Genomic DNA, 17,657 nt, shown 5'->3' with positions numbered 1-17,657 from the left:
GCTATTGCCCGCCGATGTTCTGCGCCGAAGCATCTAGAGCAAGATCGGCTGTTTTCAATTTAATACGGTGTAAACGAGACAAGATGGTGCCTCGTGGTTGCTGTATCTCTATGGCAATTTCTGCTGCGCTATAACCCTCCACGGCCCACAAATAGAGCACCTCTCTCTCAGCAGGGTTGAGAAGCTCAAATAGGTGTCCAATGAGGTTATGCTGGATTTCAATCTCTTCTAGACAGGTCTCGTCGAGTAGCGCTGGCGCATTGTCATCGAGTGGCTCAAAATCCACACACTTGAGCCTGCGACAGTCATCGATGAACTGATTACGGATCACCTTTCTTAGATAGGCTCTTAACTGAATAGGCCGACTACTCGCCTTTAGCCAACTCTCTATGGCCGTTTGCAGTAGATCCTCCGCCTGAGCGTTATTTGCAGTGAGACAAAGGCAATAACGGTACAAACTCTGCAGCAGCTCTCTATCCATTCGATCCTGCCACTCCTAACGCTAATCGAAAACCACAGATCCACTGACGCTCAACCACTTCACCTAAGAGGCTAATATCTAGCTCCGATTCTGTAATTTGCGTGAGAGTTTGGCCTACAGATATCGCACTTAGCAATTGCATTAGAGCCTTATCAATGACGCTAAACTGCGCCTTAAAACCCTCTCTATGAATTACCAGATAACTGATGCCACTGCCGATAGACTCAGCGCTATTTAGTTGAGCATTATGCCTATTCCACACGCTCTGCACTGGATAATGGCAACTCAGTAAGGCTAGATCGGGGCGTAATAATAACGCCGCTTGCTGCTGCGCCTGCTCATCGAGTGTGGCTAGCAGCTCTAACCTGCAGTTTGGTGGCTGCATAAATCCATCGAGATCCATTGCATAATAACTTTGATTCAACAGCCACTCTAATTGGGCGAGTTCAGGCAAATACCGCAGCTCTTTAAAGGCCGTATGCTGACTGAGCTCTTGCGCTAACCATTGGGGAAAGTGCTGTCCATAACGATTCAAGTTACAGTCACTTAACGGGTGCCATTGCTCATAGCCCCTGATCAATTGCGTAAAACAGGTTTCCCCCACCACAGCTTGGCACACGGGAAAGACCAACCGAAGTGCACTCAATAACGCTTGAAATGCGTTATTGCGGTAGATCTCGACTCTATTCTGCTCTCGCTCATTGACCAACTGAACAAGAGTTTCCCCATTGCCATGGGGCTCAAGAGCATGAATAAAGGCTGACTGCCACTGTGCTAAACGCATTGCCCATCACCAATACTCGAGTCACCAACCGCTCTAGCACTCAGATTTTCAGCGCCAACATTAACCATTGGTGCAGCTTGTAATATACCCGCCGCGATGGCTTGCTCTTGCAGTAATCGCTCTAGAGTCGGCAACTCGCTATCCCATTCAATCATGCTCGGGATCGCGCCATGTTGCTGGATATAGGATTCAAATGCCGCCCACACATTAGGATCAACCGGATGATTGTGGGCATCAAGCAGATAGCCTCCCTTATCGTGAAAACCTGCCAGATGGATCTGCTTCACCCGTTCAGTCGGGATCGCCTCCATAAAAGATTGCATTGACTGATTGAGGTTAACGCTAGTGACGAAGGCATTATTGATATCGAGCAGCAAGTAACAATCGGCTTCTTCGGCTATAGCAGCAATAAACTCCCCCTCGCTCAATTCATTGTGACGACAGCTCATATAGGTAGACACGTTTTCTAGCAGAATTCTTTCACCCATGAAGTCCTGAGTCTGCTTAATACGTTGACTGATATGCATCACCGCCTCTTGGGTGTATGGCAGGGGCAACAGGTCGGCAACCTTAAAATCATCATTGCCTGAAAAGCTGGCATGCTCAGAATACCAATGGGCACCACATTGCTCTTTCAAGGCCTTTATTCTTCTAAGGTAATCAAGATCGAGAGGACTCGGTCCACCTAAAGATAAACCAACACTATGGAAAACTAACTGAAAACGCTCACTTACGGCTTTGAGTAGGAACTGATTTAATCCACCATCTACCAACCAGTTATCAACCAACACCTCTAGCCAAGGTAGTTGAATATCCTCATCGGCCAATAACTGCTGAACATGGGGGATACGCAGACCTATGCCTGCGCCCGCAATCCTTGGTGAAGACACTAGCTTTTAGCCGGTTTTACGGCTTTAACTTCACCGCCTGTTATCTTGTCGCATGTGCCTGCTGGTACATAAATCCACTCGGTAGGCATATTGTCTTCTTTCGCTTGGCCTGCACAGCCATGGCTACCGTCTAAGGCCCCACAATCATTAGCACCGGCCTTGGCAATACCGGCACACTTCTCCCACTCTTTGGGCTGATCAGGGACAGCTTGTGCTCCCAGCGAAAGACTAGCGGCAAGAATGCCTGCGACTGTTGCACCTACGGCTGTTTTAGTCGATTTCATATCGGAATGTCCTTTTGATTAATGAGATGTTCAATAGCTATAACGAATCGAAATCGTTATTGATTGCATCATGGTCAAAATTAATTCTAGTCGCTCAGCAGGCTAACGGGAGCAAGTTCCAGCTTTACACCGCCGTTTGCCCGTTAATAGATAAGAAATTCGATATCGGTGCTTTGCAAAAAAGAGATAGCCTAAGTCGGCTACAGGTTTGATAAAAGGGGCCCTCAAGAAAGCAAACCACCGTCCTTTGCCTACCGCGTCCCATGCCCGATATGTCACGTCTAGCCCTTTGATTAACGTTCCATCTGCTAACTCCGCATGTAGGATCCGATTGGCGAACTTAGCATCAATATAGGGAAATCGAGTTTCAAACTCGGCTTGATTCAAATCTTGTAACTCAACATGATTCGCGCTATCCAGCTGCTTTATTTGCTGCATTTCTGCATCACATAAAGGGCAGTGCGAATCGTAAAATATTCTTAATTTCATCACTAACCTCCTATCAAAACCGCAATCAACATCAAAAAATGAGTCAGCAAGGCAACCGAAGTCAGTACGGTGCGCATTTGCTGGTATTCATCCTTTACAGGTAAATTTTGAAAGTTCTTCTCAACACCCAGCAAGCTAAAATAGCCAAAAGCGAGAATAACCAGTGCAGCCATCGTTTGATCTATCATTAATGCCAGCCATGCCAGAAGCGCGTACAAGTTGCTGAGAATAAGCAAGTTAGCCAGATTAGCTGCATGTAGGTATAACACTTGTCCCCACAGAGTACCTGCGAGAAAACTAAGAATAATGGCGCTATAACTAACAAAAGCAAATTCGGGCTCAAACCAAGGCAGGCTCCAACCAACCAAGCTCATTATCGTGGCGATAATAAATGGCAAAAGCCCCGCATAACCGAGCCTACGCCAAACTTGTTGATGACTTTTCACTGCAATCTCCTCACTAACATTCAACAAGCCTGTACGAAAGAGTAACCAGTTTAGATCTCCGAAAAATATCTCGTATCGGCAAATGATCTAAATAACCCAATACTCCGTATTACTTCTGTAGTTAAAAGAAAAGGATGAAGAATGACGACTAGCATTGCCACCATCAAAATCACCAACTTACGTCTAAGAACATTCATCGGCTTCAATCTAGAAGAGCGACAAAAAATGCAAGATGTGGTGATTAATATCGAGATCCAATATCCGGCCAAAAACGCTATTTTAGAAGACGATGTTGAAGCTGCGCTCAATTACAAAAAAATTACCAAAGCAGTCATTCATCATGTTGAACACGGGCGCTTCTTGCTGCTTGAGAAATTAGTGTCTGACATACTTGATATCAGTAGTGCCCACTCTTGGGTTCAACTTGCTCGTGTTACTGTCGATAAACCCCATGCCCTACGCTTTGCAGATTCCGTATCTCTTACACTTGAATATCACCGTGAATAACATTTAGGCGTTAACCCCATGGAGGAGCCAACTATGGACTTATCCCAAGCCGAACAGGTAAAAAAAGCCCTCATAGCTCAGGGACTTGAAACACCACTCATCCCATCCGATATGGATAATCAGCAAAAATATGAGCGTATAAAAGGCTTAATGACAGAAGTGGTTTCAACCTTAGGGTTAGATTTGAGTGACGATAGCCTTTGTGAGACCCCTCACCGAATCGCCAAAATGTATGTTAATGAAGTTTTTGCCGGCCTAGACTATGCCAATTTCCCTAAAATTGCCCAAATAGAGAATAAGATGGGCGTCGATGAGATGGTAAAAATCAGTGATATTAGTGTTGTAAGCACTTGTGAGCATCACTTCATTACTATTGATGGCTTAGCAAAAGTCGCTTACATTCCCAAGGATACTATCATTGGTTTATCCAAGATTAATCGTCTCGTGCGCTTTTTTGCGCAACGGCCACAAGTTCAAGAACGCCTCACTAAACAGTTACTGGTGGGACTACAAACGCTACTGACAACAGAAGATGTCGCAGTCAGCATTGAGGCCACCCACTACTGTGTAAAGTCTCGTGGCGTTATGGATACGCAATCACAAACACAAACGACGGCACTTGGCGGTTGCTTTAAAACCAACTCAGCGACTCGCATCGAGTTTCTCAGGTAATCAACGGGAGTAAAATGACAGCAACGGTATTAATAACGGGGGTAGGAAAGCGGGTCGGCTTATACCTCGCCCACCATCTAACAAAGGTCGGCTATCAAGTTTTGGGGACCTACCGAACATTACGTCCTGAGCTACAACAACTTGAAGCCCAAGGCGTGGTTTTATACCCTTGTGATTTCTATAGCAATGAGCAAACCAATGCGCTAATCGCAATCATACAAGCGTCTCATTCCAGCCTTAACGCCATTATTCACAATGCCTCAGATTGGCTGCCAGATGACGACTCTTCGGCAATCGTAACGATCGAAAAGATGATGCAGATCCATGCCACTGCGCCTTACGCAATTAACTTAGGCCTAGCGCCGTTATTGCAAAAAAATTCAGCCTCATACAGCGATATCATTCACATCACAGATTATGTTGTGGATAAAGGGAGTAAAAAGCATGCTGCTTATGCTGCAAGTAAAGCAGCACTGCACAATTTAACCCTCTCGTTTGCTGCTAAGTTCGCCCCTAAAATCAAGGTCAATAGTATCGCCCCCGCTCTGCTCATGTTTAATCCTGAAGACGATGAAGCTTATAAGCAAAAAGCGCTACAAAAAGCATTAATCAAACAAGAAGGTGGAGAGGTCGAAGTGCTAAAGGCTGTGCAGTATTTATTTGATAGTCATTACATCACTGGCCAAGTAATAAAAGTTGATGGCGGACGCCATCTTGCTTAACACTCAACAAAAAAGGCACGCGAATGCGTGCCTTTTTCTAGTAGATACAAACCACTACAAGATAAATTTAATGTAGCCCTGCAATACCACTAGGTTAACGATATCAATAAAGAAAGCACCGACAATAGGTACTACCATAAAGGCTTGTGGAGAGGGGCCATTTCGGGATACCAATGCCCCCATATTCATGACCGCTGTCGGCGTAGCCCCCATACCAAAACCACAATGACCACCCGCCATTACCGCAGCATCGTAATTAGAACCCATCACCTTGAAGGTAACAAAGTATGCAAAACAGGCTAAAACCACGGTCTGTACCATTAAGATAATCAACAGTGGAATTGCGAGATCAAAGATTTCCCACAGTTTTAGGCTCATTAAGGCCATAGCAAGGAATAGAGATAAGGCAACCGTACCTAAGATATCGACGCACTCATTATTCATCTTGTAACCACGGGTCATCTCGGTGAGATTGGTGATGACCACCCCAAGAAATAGTGCATAAACAAACTCAGGCATCTTCAGCCAGCTGATATCAAAACTGGCAACCAAGTAGCCAACCCACTTAGCCCCAGCCACACAAAGCATGATGATAAATAGCGTTTCTAGCACACTCTTAGCGGTGACATTATCGATCTCTAACTGATCATAGGTTACGAGATCTGGATGGTCTTTATGATGATTACCACCAATACCGTAAGAAGATTCCAGCTTATTTTTATCAATAAGCCTTTGTGCCACCGGACCGCCGATGATACCGCCCATCACTAAGCCAAATGTTGCGGCAGCCATAGCGAACTCTAGGGTATTCATGTTGTATTGCTCGGCAAACGTCTGCGACCAAGCGGCGCCGGTACCGTGCCCACCAGAAAGGGTAATTGAGCCAGCCACCAAGCCCATCAACGGCTCTAAACCAAGGGCTGCAGCCAAACTCACCCCCACTGCATTCTGCAATATGATGTAAATGGAGGCGATACCAAGAAAAATAAAGACTTTTTTTCCACCACGAGCAAGCAGCTTGTAACTGGCCGCAAGCCCCACGGTACTGAAAAACATCAACATAAGCGTATTTTGCATCGGCAATGAAAACGCTAGCGTAATGTTTTGAAAATGAAGAACAGTAATGACTGCTGCGACAACCAAGCCACCGATAATGGGCTCTGGGATATTGTATTTTTTGAAAAAACGAACGTGGCGATTAACTGAGTGGCCGATAAACAACACCAAAATGGCGATCAAAAATGATTCTAGTTCTCCGATTGAATATACAGTATTCATGAAACTCCTATCCGTTAGGTTCTGTAGTAAAAAACCTACAAAACCAAAATTAGCCGGCTATTCTGTCATATTCATTAGGGTAAATAATATTAGCCGTGTCGGAATTATGGCATCTGGATCATGAAAAGCGATTCTTCGCACAAAAAAGAATCTATTCGCTGTCAATTTGTACTGCTTCAGCCGCTTCGAGTGCCGCTAACCTCTCACGCTCTGCCTTAGAAATGTACTTAGGCTTGTTGCTGGTATTGAGCTTAGCGTTAGCTTTCTTCACTTTGCTCATGTGTTTCTTGGTGATCTTCTTGGTGCGATTCATGGGTGATTTCTACATAAAGTACAAAATAGGCGAGTTAATTATAGTTGTTTCATCTATTTTGTTAAAACAAAATAGATGTAGTTATCATTACAGGCGGGCTTCAAATAAAACGGAACCTAACTGCCACGTAAGTTATGTAATTAGGTATAATCTTTTCCATAATCAATGCTGAATAATGTAAGAGCCTCAAGATGAAAAAAGTCGCAATTTTCTGCCATAACCTCTTTGCCAACGGCACAGTAAAAGTAGCTCTAACTCAGGCGGAAGTTTTGCAAGAGGCAGGGCAAGATGTGCATCTCTTTATTTTTAATAAAGAAGGTGACTTTACTCCTCCTAAAGACGTAACCATTCACTATGTTTTCGACTCACAGAAAGCTCTGTCTCTGGCGGCTCAAAAAATGAGACTGCAGGAGTGCGTTCACAGTATCGAACAACAGAACGGTAAGTTCTCACTCTTCCTGAGTAACTCAACAGATTGTGATGTGGTCGTGGATGGCTGCAACTTCGATCCTTGTTACTACTTCTGCCATTGCGCACTTCAGCAAGAATTAATTATGGAGCTAAAACGAGGTCCTATTCATTTCTTACGTCGCTGGAAGAAAGCGAAAGCCTTAATAGGAAAACGCATAATTACAGTATCAGAAGGCATAGCTACCGAGCTAAGAAACACCCGTTGGTTGAAGCCTCAAAGCGTACAAGCGATATACAACCCTTTTCGAATCGATGATATCAAAGCTAAAGCGAAGCAAGAGGTTGACGGTCTGCCAAATGAGCCGTTTATGATTCATATTGGTCGTGTCACAAGACAGAAGCGCTTAGATATTCTCTTTCAAACTTTGAAAGCAATGCCAACAGCCCCAAAACTAGTTCTATTAACTAACCGACCAGAAAAAGCTCGTAAATTGGCAAGAAAATATGGTGTTGAAGACCGCATCATTACACCTGGATTTCAAAGCAATCCCTATGCATGGGTAGCTAGAGCGGAATTGATGCTACTTAGTTCAGATTTTGAAGGCTTACCAACGGTGTTAATCGAGTCTTTGATTTGTGGCACGCCAGTCGTCAGTACCGATTGCCCACACGGACCAAGCGAAATTTTAACCGGGGAGCTAGCGCAGTACTTAGTGCCAAGACGACAACCTGCTCTACTAGCAAAAAAAGCCACCGAATGCCTAACAAAGCCGCCATTGTTAAATGAGCTTCCAATAATACAGGCCGTAAACAGCCAATATATTGCCCAGCAATACATCTCCCTATGTGAAAAATAAAACAATGACACACAAAAGCAGCAACATGATGATCACGCAAAGTAAACCGCGCCAACCATAATGCTGCATTTTTTACAAGCTAGGCTAAATTATTTGGTTGTTTATTATGCGACAATAATTGCAACTTTATCAGGCTAACAACACTTACTAACTTCATTATTACTCAGATTAAAATCTTAATACTGTTTAGTTAGTTCGTAGCTAACCACGAATTATTAGGTAAGAAATGAAAATCCTTGACTGCACCTTGAGAGACGGCGGCTACTACAACAATTGGGATTTCACCCCTGAAGTTGTTGAAGCCTATTTGAATGCAATGGCACTAGCTAATATCGACTATGTTGAGCTAGGTTTGCGTAACTTTCCTAAAGCGGGTTTTGATGGCCCTTTTGCCTACACCACCGAAACCTTTATCAAAGGCCTTAACCTGCCTAAAGGGCCAACATATGGGGTAATGGTCGATGCTAAAACAATCTTAGATTCTGGCATGCCCATTGAGCAAGCTGTAAATGCACTGTTTGTCGATGCCGTTGATAGCCCAGTACAGCTCGTTCGCGTTGCGGCACACTTTCATGAGGTAGAGAGCTCCGAGGCGATTATACGAGTCTTAAAAGCCAAGGGTTATATTGTGGGTTATAACTTAATGCAAGCTGGCGGTAAACCCGATGATATCATCGCAGAGAAAGCCCGCATCGCGGCTAGTTGGCAGGGGTTAGATTGCCTCTACTTTGCAGATTCTCTTGGTAATATGGATGCCGCAGAAGTTACTCGTATAGTCAAAGCAATACGTACTCAATGGCAAGGTGATATCGGGATCCACACCCATAACAATATGGCAAAGGCGCTAGACAACACCTTAACGGCCAAAGACTTAGGTGTATCCTGGTTAGATGTTACTGTCACAGGTATGGGCCGTGGTGCTGGTAATGCTCAAACTGAGAATTTACTCGCTGTAATTGATCGTAACGAAAACAAATATCAGCCTTCGGCTGTTTATGAACTAGTCATTAGACATTTTGAGCAGATGCAAAAAGATTATGGTTGGGGTAGCAGTCTGCTCTACTTCCTTGGCGCTCAAAATGATGTGCACCCGACTTATATTCAAAACCTCATTGCCAATAAACACTATGGCACTGAAGAAATTGTTGGTGCGATCAATTACCTAAGCCAATTAGAAGGCACCACGTCCTATAATGGCGATGTTATGGAAACAGCTATCAGCTTTGATACAGCTAAGAAAGCGGTCACAGGGAGTAACATACTCCAAAATAAGTTTGCTGAGAAAGAGCTATTGATCATCAGCAACGGGCCAAGTCTTGAGCGCTACTTACCTGCGATAGAAGCTTACATAACTGAGCGTAAACCAATAGTCATTGCACTAAATGCAATTAGCAGTGTGGCCCCTGAGTTTATTGACTACTACTGTGTATCTCATAACAGTAAATTCCTTACTGAACATGAGATCTACAACAGTCTACAGTCACCGCTCATTATGCCAGCCCATCGCTTTACTGATGCAGAGCTTCGCGAGATCAGCAATGAATTCTTTGATTACGGCCTCAATGTTGAACCAAAGCAGTTTAGTGCTGAAAACAAGTTTTGCACAGTGCCATTCGATCTAACCGCTGCCTACGCGCTTGCGCTAGCTATTCATGCAAATGCCAAACATATTTCATTAGTGGGTGTAGATGGATATGAACTTGGTGATATACGCCAAATAGAAATGATTGAGCTATTTAATCACTTTAAGGCTACTGCTCCTAAGATCACTATTACGGCGTTGACTCCCACAAGCTATCCGATTGAACAAGGATCGATTTATGCACCCAATATATGATTACAATCTTTATATATTTGATTGTGACGGTGTGATCTTAGATTCGAATTTACTAAAAATCCAAGCCATGGAGAAAGCGCTCATCGCGCTTTCTTTCGATAAAAAAGAAATCAGCTTATGTACTACGTACTTTGCCAACAACTTTGGTAAGTCTCGTTTCCACCATGTCAAACACTTCGTCAATAACCTGCTGAAGGTGGCAGGAACTGACAAAGCAAAAATTGAACAAGCGATTCTAGATGACTTTTCTAAACAGTGTAAAAGTCTATACCTAACTGCAGAGTTAACGCCTGGTTTTATTGAGTTAATCAAATCTTTACCAGGTGAAAAGTATGTCGCTAGCGGCTCAGAGCAACAAGAGCTGCGTGAAGTATTCAAGGCTAGAGGTTTAGAACAGTATTTTGCTGACATATTTGGCTCCCCCACAGCCAAAGCAACATTGTTGGCCAATATATTAAAAGAAAAAACTAATACCAATGCCGTAATGGTAGGAGATGCCGTATCGGACTTCGAAGCGAGTGTCGCAAATGAAATCGACTTCATATGCTATATTCCCTACTCTAACGTTGCTAGCACCATGCAATCTTTATCTCAAGAACATGAGTTTACTGTTCTTATGCATTGGCCAACATTACCTTCGAACAATCAAGTTTAGGAACCTTTCTCAATGAAGTACGCCGTTGTTATTCCAGCACGCTTTCAATCTAGCAGATTTCCGGGCAAGCCTCTTGTCGATATCTTAGGGAAGTCGATGATTCAAAGGGTGTGGGAGCGTTGTTGTGACGCCGTCGGTAAAGAGTTAGTTTATATCGCCACTGACAGCGAGCAAATCCAAACATGTTGTAATGCTTTTGGCGCACAAGTCATCATGACTTCAGCAAATTGTTTAACTGGCACAGACCGATTAGCTGAGGCAAACCAGCAGCTAAACTGTGACTTTATCATCAATGTTCAAGGTGATGAGCCATTAATAGAACCTGAAGACATTCGTAGTGTAATAACGAGCTATAAAGCTAACCCTAATACTGTGATTAATGCGATGTGCCCTATCACCTCAGAAGAAGAGTTCCGCTCGTTTACTGTCCCAAAAGTGGCTGCGAGTAAGACGGGAAATTTACTCTATATGAGTCGCTCTCCAATCCCAGCCACTAAAACCAATGATTTTGTTTTTGGTTTTAAACAGGTTTGCATCTATGCATTTTCAAATTCTCACTTACGTTTTTTTGCCTCACATCAACAAAAAACACCAATTGAGCAAGTTGAAGATATTGAGATTTTACGCTTTTTAGAAAACGACATTCCGGTGCAAATGATAGAAGTGCAAAGCTCTAGTATTGCTGTAGACGTGCCAAGTGATGTTGATAAAGTTATCAAGGCATTAACTCTTTAAGAGTAAAAAGGCGGCAGTACTGGCTATCGTTACTGCCGCTCACCCTAGCTACAACTTCATATTATTGATACGATCCGCAAGCTTTTTAGGGAACTCAAAGTATTCGGGCGCTCTCGCGTAAACGACCTCATTACAGAAATCGGCGAAGCTAGAGCAAGCCGTTGAGTTTAAAGATATAACCCTCTCAACCCTTACATTTAGCATAGTAATTAGTTCACTGGGAAAGCTAGCCCCTAAAATCACTGACTGGGGGAAAAACCTCTTATAATCTGTAATCTCTCGCGGATGCGGCTTTATGACCAAGTTAGACTCTGATATCCCCAACTCTTTAATTAACTTCTTATAGCCCTGAATCTTTTTATCTTCCGTATAGTTGAAGTCTTCACTCCATGGCTGCGTAAATAAAATACTAAACTGGCTATCTATAGAGTTAAATGATTCTGAGTCGATACCGAAAACATCCAATATCTCCGTTTGCTCTTCACTGGTTTTAGCTGACCATAAATCAAAAATATCGATATAGGATATTTTGTCTTTATACTCCTTTTGAGCGTCTATCTCAGCAGCCAGCAAAAACTGATTAGTTCGAGAAATTCTTTGTGGCTCTTTTAAAAGCAATAGCTTCCCCACAGCATCAAAGCTCCCCCGATCTTTAGCGCCAATACTGAGCTCATTACGAGTTGAAGTCCCATCATCAACTTGAACTCTGTTTAATTTAACCAGCCAATTATTAATATCTTTAACGTTACCAACACAGGTTGAGTATCGATTAAATAGTTTGCTTTGACTTAGTTTTTTTTGAAAAAAAGCAATTGGGTTCTTACCAAATCTCGGCATAGGGCGAGGCATATATTCATGGCTCTCACTAAGCACTCTGGCATACTTTGAGAGCCTTTCTAAACCATGATTAGAAATCCTATCCCCAAAAATTAGATAATCTCTTGTTTTCCAGTGGTTATCACACAATAGATATAAAAATAAGCTGTAGTACGTATTCTCAAAAACTAAAATACTGTCGCTATCGACACCCACACGTTCTAATACATTCATTATTTTTAAAACTTCCAGTAGCCTAGCTTTTTACGCATCTTAAGGTGACGCAATAGATTCATCGGCTTAGGTTTTAGATCGTCAATACCATTCTCTATCAGCTCGTCAGTCGCGGCGAGAACACGCTCACTCGACTTACCATCTCGAAATGGGTGGATATCATCACAGTAGCGCTCAATTTCGGCCATCAGCTCAGGTGGGCGACTTAGTACCCTCTCTAATGCTGGCTCAATATCATCAAGCGCTTCAACATTAACCAGATGAGAGCGATTGGTCTGGTTGTTAAAAGTCACGACAGGTTTAGCCTGTAGTAAAAACATTATCAAAATCGATGAGGTATCACACAACATCACATCCGCAGCTTTTAGTAGCGGTAATACATTGTCCGTTTCAATAAACGTCAAATTATCACTTTCAAGCGCCTTATATTTATCAACGATACCTTGACTCATCTTAGGGTGGAACTGTACCAGCCAGCGCCAGTTGCCTTGCTCAGATAACGCTTTAATTTTCTCATAAACCACTGGGGCACAAGATAAACTACGAGAAAATGTTGAACAGAAGAGTATGACGGGTCTGTCATCGCCTTCAACATCGTAAGGTCGCTCTAAGCCTTGTTGAAACATGGGATCCAGTGTCGGCCAGCCCGTTTCAGCAACTTTAAAGGTGCCAAATTTTTCAGCAAGCCGATCAAAAGGCAGTGTCGTTGCCGGTCCCTGAGTACAGTAAAGATCGAAACAGTCGCGGATTTCAAAGTGATCTTCACGACCTCTATGATTCATCTTTCCAGCATTAAAACCATGAAATACACCGACCTTAATACCTGGAATAAAGCGAGGTACCACATTACCGGGAACGAATACAGCGTCAGGCTTCCAACACTTAACCTCTTCGATGGTTAATAGTCGTTTCTCTGTCGGCTTTAAGAAGGCTGGATCAACTTCATCCCCCTCTAGAAACCAACAAACTTCATCGCCTCTGGCCTGTATTACAGCTTGCAACGGCCTCAACATGGCATATGAATAATTCTGCGCTATATACAGTAAATAACGTTTGTTGTTTGCACTCACAACAATTCCCCTCACAAACTCTTCAATTTTTATTTAACTAACGCCAAATATTCTTGAGCAATCCGTGCTGCTTGAACTTTTGTTAAAATATCGACCTCTGCTAAAGATGGTGGTGTTAGCAATACTTCATCTAACTTAGCGGCTAAACTCTTTGGATCACGGCGAGGCACTAGAAATCTAGCCTGCTCACCGGTCATAATTTCACGGGGACCATGGGGACAGTCGGTACTCACCACCGGGGTGCCACAGGCTAGGGACTCAATCAAAACGGTCGGTAAACCCTCAAAGTCTGAACTCAGCACCAAGGCTTTGGCATTTTTAATCCAAGGAAATGGATTCGACTGGAAGCCTGGAATAATCACTCTATGCTCCACCCCAAACTTCTTAGCCGCCTTTAGCGCTTTTTTAGGGTTATGACATAAGAGTACCACAGGGATCTGACTCTTCATCTGCGAAATTGACTGGAACAGCACATCATGACGCTTCTGCTTTACGTATCGGCCAATGTGTATCAAATAATCGCCATCAGGGATCCCTTGTGCTTCTTGCTGCGATAACGCGTTAATATCTTCAAATTCAAATGGGTTATAGATGCAGCGGATAGAAGCGGGTCTAATGCGCTTGGTCTGCAGAATCTCATTGGCAATCCCTTCAGATACTGTCACCAGATGCTGCCCATTTAATGCTTTTTTCGCCCATAACTTCTTTAAATATGCAAACGGGCCCAACTTAGCGTGCCGTGTTAATTCCTCTTCTACAGAAGCATGAACCACCACAAACAGCGGTGAAACCTTAGTTTTCACCATTAAGCGGTTGGTTTTATCTAAATTTGAAATGAACAGATCAAACTTTCCCACCTCTTGCTCGATGCTACGGATTTTATCTGTAAGCTTCTTTACCGCTGGAGCTAAGTTCCATGAACGTTTAAGGTCGCTATCCTTACTAGCAAAACAAACATGCACAGGTAATGTATCAGGAATGTCAAATGCAACACTGTCTGTCATCACTAAGAAGTGAGGCTCGTGCCCCAACTCGGTAAACTCTTTTGCCAGTGTCAGCATCACTTTCTCTGCGCCACCACCAGCTAGACTATCAATCGCGATTGCAATTCTCATTGCTGAACTCCAAATTTCTTGTGGTACAAATCAGTAATAATATTCATACCTATATCTAAGCCATTGATACATTCGCACTTAGCTAAAGCTGTCTCTAGTTTACCTAGATTTTCAGCCTTTATTAGTTCAATAAGCCCATCCGACATCTGCCTTGCATCACAGTCATTACTCGCGATTAACCCGCTCTCTTTGCAGACCCTAAGACGGTAATTTTGATCTTTTGCTACTGCTACGGCTAAGGTCGGTTTCTTTAATGCAATAGCCTGTAATAATGTATCGCCACCGCTTAACACTGCTATTTTGGCGGCATCGAGCAGGTCGATGAGCTCACCATGATTTAGCTCTTTAATCGCAGTAACCCCTTCAGCCTCAAACATAGCATTTGGGTAATTTGGCCCATAGACGACAACACAGGGAATTTGAGTCGCTTGAAAGATGTTAGCAGCTGCACGAGCAAACTCCTCCACAATATAGCCATGACTATTTGTATGCCCACCCGATCCGGCATTGAGTAAAATGAATCCACCAGCAGTTAGCTTGTACTCTTTAAGCAGTTTTAGCTGCCGTTCAAGATTAGGGTTAACAAATATGGGGCCAATAACTGTCGGCTCAGGCTTATCAATTAACTTAAGCTTTAAACGGTCTAGCCAACTAATTGGTCCAATAACAAACTCTGGCTGTACCACCCAATGACTATCGGTCACTCGCGCTCGCAATACTTTCATCCCCCGACTGCGTTTGCGCTTATGCTGACTCAAGAAGATCACTTTTGCCCCCAGCCTGTTAGCATGTACTAATTGAGAGCGGCGACCCGATGCATCAAATATAACAAAGTCAGGCTGGAAGAAAGACATGAAGTCGTTCACCGCCTTAATATTCTTAGTTGGCGTATCCCCCAAAAGCGCTGTGGGATAGGGGCAAGTATGGGCATAAGGTGCCTGCCGACTTAAAACAAATTGAATCGTCGCATTGGGCCAACGCCGCTTAACCTCATCGGCAACGATCAATGAACGCATGTACTCACCCACTCCTTCAGCAGAAGATACGGGGACAAATAAAAATTTAGGGGCGACTTGGGTCATTGATTCAACTTATCAAACTACGAAGATGCACTATGCTAATGGGCATACTAACAAACATTTATACTTGAGAGTGACATAACAAGGGATCTAACTTAGCAATGACCTTATCTACATCAATCAACGCCATCAAATCCTCCCCCTTAGCACGCGTACCCCAAGGAATATCACCTTGCTTCTGCCGCACAATCACTTCGTCGTAAACACTCACAACCGAGTCTAAGCTGGTATAAGGCCCTGTCCGTCCAGGATTTGAGTGAGCATATAAACCGATCACCGGCGTCCCCTGAGTTACCGCCATGTGTGCAGGGCCAGTATCTGGAGCAAGCACGACACTCGCCTGCTTAAGTATTGCCAACAGCTGCTGCAAAGAAGTTTTGCCCACTTGGTTTTCTAACTCTGATTTAGCTGCGGTTTGAATGTTGTCGGCAAGTTCACGCTCAAGGGGGGTCGGGCCGCCACATAAGATGACTCGATACCCCTTTGTCACCGCATAATCGGCGACGGCGGCGTAGCGCTCAGGCAACCAATTCCGCTCCGCTTTACTGGCGGCGGCGCAGATCACCAATACTCGACTATTATCTGGGATAAGGGCCTTAGCAAACTCGGTATCGGCGGCGGGAACGGGAATGTTCCAGCAAGGAGTCAAATCCGTCACCCCAACAGCCTTGGCAAAGCCCATAAAGCCTTCCAACACATGTGGCGTTGCCTGAGGTTCAATATGCTGATTTGTCACCAACCACTGCCCCTCTTTTGCTCTAAAACGGTCGAAACCGATACGCATCTTAGCCGAGATAGCTAACGAGGCAATAGTTGCTCGCAGGGCTACTTGCATATGCAGTAACACATCAAACTTGCGGCCCTTGAGTGCTCGCTTGAGATTAAAGTAACTGCGCCAACCTTGCGATTTATCGAAAATCACAAATTCAACACCCTCAAGATGCTTTAATAATTGATACTCAACCTTCCCCAAAATCCAAGTGATCTTAAGCTGTGGATAGCGACGCTGAATTGCCTGAATCATGGCCACGGCATGGCAAACATCACCAATAGCAGACAGCCTTAATAGACATAGCGACTCGGCGTTACTTAAGTCGATACTGTTTGATTTAGCGTTCTGGTTGTCACTTGAAGTCGATAGGCTCATTAGTGCTCGAAGGTTATTTGGCGCAATCTGCCGATCTTAATGTAGAATGCCTATAGGTTCCACGCTTTAGCTTACAAATCTATCTATGAAGTTTAAAAAAACAGCCAAAGGCAGCATCGCTTATTGCCAACATACACCGTCAAGCATCGAGCCTAGCTGGTTTGGAGCCGACTTTTGGCGTCAACACTCTGCCATTACCGGTTCATCTAAAGGACGCTATACCACCTGGTTTGTCGATGCCAGCCGCATTGCTAACGAGCAAAATCAATGGGTGCTTCGCCACTATTATCGTGGCGGCTTGATAGAAAAGATTAGCCATGACCAATATCTGTTCACCGGTTTAGAAAAAACCCGTGCGGTGGCGGAATTAGCGCTGCTGGAAACCTTATTTGATCAAGGGTTTGCCGTGCCTAAGCCGATTGCCGCCAATGTTGAACGCTCAGGTCTATTCTATCGAGCCGACTTAATCATAGAACGGGTAGAAGGTGCCGAAGACTTAGTCGCCAGGTTAAGCAAGTCAGCCATGTCTGATGAGCAATGGCAAACACTGGGTGAAACCATCGCCCAGTTCCACAACCACGGTGTTTATCACGCGGATCTCAATGCAAAGAATATTCTTATCTGCGCAAACAAGTTTTATCTTATTGATTTTGATCGTGGCGAGCTAAGACAAACCAACCCACAGTGGCAGCAAGCCAATATGAGCCGTCTACTGCGCTCCTTCAGAAAGGAGCTCGGTAAGCTACCAAGCTTGGCATTTGACGAAGCTAATTGGCAGCAATTGCATCAGGCCTATCAAGCCAAGCTCAATCAGTAACCAACCTATCTAGTGATG

General features: G+C 43.9%; 21 protein-coding genes. 8 read left to right on the top strand and 13 right to left on the bottom strand.

Annotated features, from left to right (window positions below; all coding sequences use genetic code 11):
* Window position 1: 1 nt before the first annotated feature.
* The 6 genes from L1D44_RS16770 to L1D44_RS16745 form a co-directional block, all read right to left on the bottom strand.
* Window positions 2–481: a sigma-70 family RNA polymerase sigma factor gene (locus L1D44_RS16770; RefSeq protein ID WP_239892479.1), complete on the bottom strand. Its 480-nt coding sequence runs from the start codon at window positions 479–481 to the stop codon at window positions 2–4.
* A complete protein-coding gene (locus L1D44_RS16765) occupies window positions 474–1,265 on the bottom strand; it encodes a DNA-binding domain-containing protein (protein ID WP_239892478.1) in 792 nt (263 codons plus the stop codon). Before L1D44_RS16765 ends, L1D44_RS16770 begins: the two co-directional genes overlap by 8 nt.
* A complete protein-coding gene (locus L1D44_RS16760) occupies window positions 1,256–2,155 on the bottom strand; it encodes a DUF692 domain-containing protein (protein ID WP_239892477.1) in 900 nt (299 codons plus the stop codon). The genes L1D44_RS16765 and L1D44_RS16760 overlap by 10 nt, the downstream gene beginning before the upstream one ends.
* The gene (locus tag L1D44_RS16755) at window positions 2,155–2,439 is read right to left on the bottom strand and encodes a DUF2282 domain-containing protein (protein ID WP_220769941.1); all 285 of its coding nucleotides are present in this window, start codon (window positions 2,437–2,439) and stop codon (window positions 2,155–2,157) included. The genes L1D44_RS16760 and L1D44_RS16755 overlap by 1 nt, the downstream gene beginning before the upstream one ends.
* 102 nt (window positions 2,440–2,541) lie before the next feature.
* Window positions 2,542–2,928, bottom strand: coding sequence for a DUF393 domain-containing protein (locus tag L1D44_RS16750; RefSeq protein WP_239892476.1), 387 nt, complete (start codon window positions 2,926–2,928; stop codon window positions 2,542–2,544).
* A gap of 2 nt (window positions 2,929–2,930) precedes the next feature.
* Window positions 2,931–3,374 (bottom strand): DUF3429 domain-containing protein, encoded by a 444-nt coding sequence (locus L1D44_RS16745; protein ID WP_239892475.1) that lies wholly within the window; start codon window positions 3,372–3,374, stop codon window positions 2,931–2,933.
* 141 nt (window positions 3,375–3,515) lie between these two features.
* Between L1D44_RS16745 and folX the strand changes: the two genes are divergently transcribed.
* The 3 genes from folX to folM are packed head-to-tail and all read left to right on the top strand — an operon-like array spanning window position 3,516 to window position 5,275.
* The gene (folX, locus tag L1D44_RS16740) at window positions 3,516–3,881 is read left to right on the top strand and encodes a dihydroneopterin triphosphate 2'-epimerase (protein ID WP_239892474.1); all 366 of its coding nucleotides are present in this window, start codon (window positions 3,516–3,518) and stop codon (window positions 3,879–3,881) included.
* A gap of 33 nt (window positions 3,882–3,914) precedes the next feature.
* Window positions 3,915–4,553, top strand: coding sequence for a GTP cyclohydrolase I FolE (folE, locus tag L1D44_RS16735; protein WP_239892473.1), 639 nt, complete (start codon window positions 3,915–3,917; stop codon window positions 4,551–4,553).
* 14 nt (window positions 4,554–4,567) lie between these two features.
* Window positions 4,568–5,275, top strand: coding sequence for a dihydromonapterin reductase (gene folM / locus L1D44_RS16730; RefSeq protein WP_239892472.1), 708 nt, complete (start codon window positions 4,568–4,570; stop codon window positions 5,273–5,275).
* A gap of 54 nt (window positions 5,276–5,329) precedes the next feature.
* Here the strand turns inward: folM and gltS are convergent, their stop codons facing one another.
* Both gltS and L1D44_RS16720 read right to left on the bottom strand, forming a co-directional pair.
* Window positions 5,330–6,553: a sodium/glutamate symporter gene (gene gltS, locus L1D44_RS16725; protein ID WP_239892471.1), complete on the bottom strand. Its 1,224-nt coding sequence runs from the start codon at window positions 6,551–6,553 to the stop codon at window positions 5,330–5,332.
* Between the two features lie 151 nt (window positions 6,554–6,704).
* Window positions 6,705–6,866, bottom strand: coding sequence for a DUF2986 domain-containing protein (locus L1D44_RS16720; protein ID WP_239892470.1), 162 nt, complete (start codon window positions 6,864–6,866; stop codon window positions 6,705–6,707).
* A 191-nt stretch (window positions 6,867–7,057) separates the two neighbouring features.
* Here L1D44_RS16720 and L1D44_RS16715 point away from each other — a divergent pair, with 191 nt between their 5' ends.
* The 4 genes from L1D44_RS16715 to kdsB all read left to right on the top strand — a co-directional run bounded on the left by L1D44_RS16715 (window position 7,058) and on the right by kdsB (window position 11,361).
* Window positions 7,058–8,134: a glycosyltransferase gene (locus tag L1D44_RS16715; RefSeq protein ID WP_239892469.1), complete on the top strand. Its 1,077-nt coding sequence runs from the start codon at window positions 7,058–7,060 to the stop codon at window positions 8,132–8,134.
* A gap of 226 nt (window positions 8,135–8,360) precedes the next feature.
* Window positions 8,361–9,971 carry an aldolase catalytic domain-containing protein gene (locus L1D44_RS16710; RefSeq protein WP_239892468.1) on the top strand — a complete coding sequence of 537 codons (1,611 nt, stop codon included), beginning with the start codon at window positions 8,361–8,363 and terminating at the stop codon, window positions 9,969–9,971.
* Window positions 9,955–10,626, top strand: a complete 672-nt coding sequence (locus L1D44_RS16705) for an HAD hydrolase-like protein (protein ID WP_239892467.1) — start codon at window positions 9,955–9,957, stop codon at window positions 10,624–10,626. Before L1D44_RS16710 ends, L1D44_RS16705 begins: the two co-directional genes overlap by 17 nt.
* 12 nt (window positions 10,627–10,638) lie before the next feature.
* Window positions 10,639–11,361 (top strand): 3-deoxy-manno-octulosonate cytidylyltransferase, encoded by a 723-nt coding sequence (kdsB, locus tag L1D44_RS16700; protein WP_239892466.1) that lies wholly within the window; start codon window positions 10,639–10,641, stop codon window positions 11,359–11,361.
* Window positions 11,362–11,409: 48 nt separating this feature from the next.
* Here the strand turns inward: kdsB and L1D44_RS16695 are convergent, their stop codons facing one another.
* From L1D44_RS16695 to L1D44_RS16675, 5 genes are all read right to left on the bottom strand, one after another.
* Complete coding sequence (locus L1D44_RS16695) at window positions 11,410–12,411, bottom strand: glycosyltransferase family 52 (RefSeq protein ID WP_239892465.1); 1,002 nt, start codon at window positions 12,409–12,411, stop codon at window positions 11,410–11,412.
* A gap of 5 nt (window positions 12,412–12,416) precedes the next feature.
* Window positions 12,417–13,424: a CDP-glycerol glycerophosphotransferase family protein gene (locus tag L1D44_RS16690; RefSeq protein ID WP_239892494.1), complete on the bottom strand. Its 1,008-nt coding sequence runs from the start codon at window positions 13,422–13,424 to the stop codon at window positions 12,417–12,419.
* A gap of 86 nt (window positions 13,425–13,510) precedes the next feature.
* The gene (locus tag L1D44_RS16685) at window positions 13,511–14,596 is read right to left on the bottom strand and encodes a glycosyltransferase (RefSeq protein ID WP_239892464.1); all 1,086 of its coding nucleotides are present in this window, start codon (window positions 14,594–14,596) and stop codon (window positions 13,511–13,513) included.
* Window positions 14,593–15,678, bottom strand: a complete 1,086-nt coding sequence (locus tag L1D44_RS16680; RefSeq protein WP_239892462.1) for a hypothetical protein — start codon at window positions 15,676–15,678, stop codon at window positions 14,593–14,595. The genes L1D44_RS16685 and L1D44_RS16680 overlap by 4 nt, the downstream gene beginning before the upstream one ends.
* A gap of 58 nt (window positions 15,679–15,736) precedes the next feature.
* Window positions 15,737–16,822 (bottom strand): glycosyltransferase family 9 protein, encoded by a 1,086-nt coding sequence (locus tag L1D44_RS16675; RefSeq protein ID WP_239892460.1) that lies wholly within the window; start codon window positions 16,820–16,822, stop codon window positions 15,737–15,739.
* Window positions 16,823–16,907: 85 nt separating this feature from the next.
* Between L1D44_RS16675 and L1D44_RS16670 the strand changes: the two genes are divergently transcribed.
* Complete coding sequence (locus tag L1D44_RS16670; RefSeq protein WP_239892458.1) at window positions 16,908–17,639, top strand: 3-deoxy-D-manno-octulosonic acid kinase; 732 nt, start codon at window positions 16,908–16,910, stop codon at window positions 17,637–17,639.
* Window positions 17,640–17,657 lie beyond the last annotated feature (18 nt).

It is taken from the genome of Shewanella sp. Isolate13, assembly GCF_022398325.1.
In the GTDB taxonomy this organism is placed as follows: Bacteria; Pseudomonadota; Gammaproteobacteria; order Enterobacterales; family Shewanellaceae; genus Shewanella.
Note: the sequence above shows the minus strand (reverse complement) of the source record. Positions and strands in the feature narration are given on the sequence as shown.

What these genes read in the sequence shown, in the direction of transcription:
- L1D44_RS16770 (WP_239892479.1), bottom strand. Translation starts at nt 481, where the DNA reads ATGGATAGAGAGCTGCTGCAGAGTTTGTACCGTTATTGCCTTTGTCTC.
- L1D44_RS16765 (WP_239892478.1), bottom strand. Translation starts at nt 1,265, where the DNA reads ATGCGTTTAGCACAGTGGCAGTCAGCCTTTATTCATGCTCTTGAGCCC.
- L1D44_RS16755 (WP_220769941.1), bottom strand. Translation starts at nt 2,439, where the DNA reads ATGAAATCGACTAAAACAGCCGTAGGTGCAACAGTCGCAGGCATTCTT.
- L1D44_RS16750 (WP_239892476.1), bottom strand. Translation starts at nt 2,928, where the DNA reads ATGAAATTAAGAATATTTTACGATTCGCACTGCCCTTTATGTGATGCA.
- folX (WP_239892474.1), top strand. Translation starts at nt 3,516, where the DNA reads ATGACGACTAGCATTGCCACCATCAAAATCACCAACTTACGTCTAAGA.
- folE (WP_239892473.1), top strand. Translation starts at nt 3,915, where the DNA reads ATGGACTTATCCCAAGCCGAACAGGTAAAAAAAGCCCTCATAGCTCAG.
- folM (WP_239892472.1), top strand. Translation starts at nt 4,568, where the DNA reads ATGACAGCAACGGTATTAATAACGGGGGTAGGAAAGCGGGTCGGCTTA.
- gltS (WP_239892471.1), bottom strand. Translation starts at nt 6,553, where the DNA reads ATGAATACTGTATATTCAATCGGAGAACTAGAATCATTTTTGATCGCC.
- L1D44_RS16720 (WP_239892470.1), bottom strand. Translation starts at nt 6,866, where the DNA reads ATGAATCGCACCAAGAAGATCACCAAGAAACACATGAGCAAAGTGAAG.
- L1D44_RS16715 (WP_239892469.1), top strand. Translation starts at nt 7,058, where the DNA reads ATGAAAAAAGTCGCAATTTTCTGCCATAACCTCTTTGCCAACGGCACA.
- L1D44_RS16710 (WP_239892468.1), top strand. Translation starts at nt 8,361, where the DNA reads ATGAAAATCCTTGACTGCACCTTGAGAGACGGCGGCTACTACAACAAT.
- L1D44_RS16705 (WP_239892467.1), top strand. Translation starts at nt 9,955, where the DNA reads ATGCACCCAATATATGATTACAATCTTTATATATTTGATTGTGACGGT.
- kdsB (WP_239892466.1), top strand. Translation starts at nt 10,639, where the DNA reads ATGAAGTACGCCGTTGTTATTCCAGCACGCTTTCAATCTAGCAGATTT.
- L1D44_RS16695 (WP_239892465.1), bottom strand. Translation starts at nt 12,411, where the DNA reads ATGAATGTATTAGAACGTGTGGGTGTCGATAGCGACAGTATTTTAGTT.
- L1D44_RS16690 (WP_239892494.1), bottom strand. Translation starts at nt 13,424, where the DNA reads ATGTTGAGGCCGTTGCAAGCTGTAATACAGGCCAGAGGCGATGAAGTT.
- L1D44_RS16685 (WP_239892464.1), bottom strand. Translation starts at nt 14,596, where the DNA reads ATGAGAATTGCAATCGCGATTGATAGTCTAGCTGGTGGTGGCGCAGAG.
- L1D44_RS16680 (WP_239892462.1), bottom strand. Translation starts at nt 15,678, where the DNA reads ATGACCCAAGTCGCCCCTAAATTTTTATTTGTCCCCGTATCTTCTGCT.
- L1D44_RS16675 (WP_239892460.1), bottom strand. Translation starts at nt 16,822, where the DNA reads ATGAGCCTATCGACTTCAAGTGACAACCAGAACGCTAAATCAAACAGT.
- L1D44_RS16670 (WP_239892458.1), top strand. Translation starts at nt 16,908, where the DNA reads ATGAAGTTTAAAAAAACAGCCAAAGGCAGCATCGCTTATTGCCAACAT.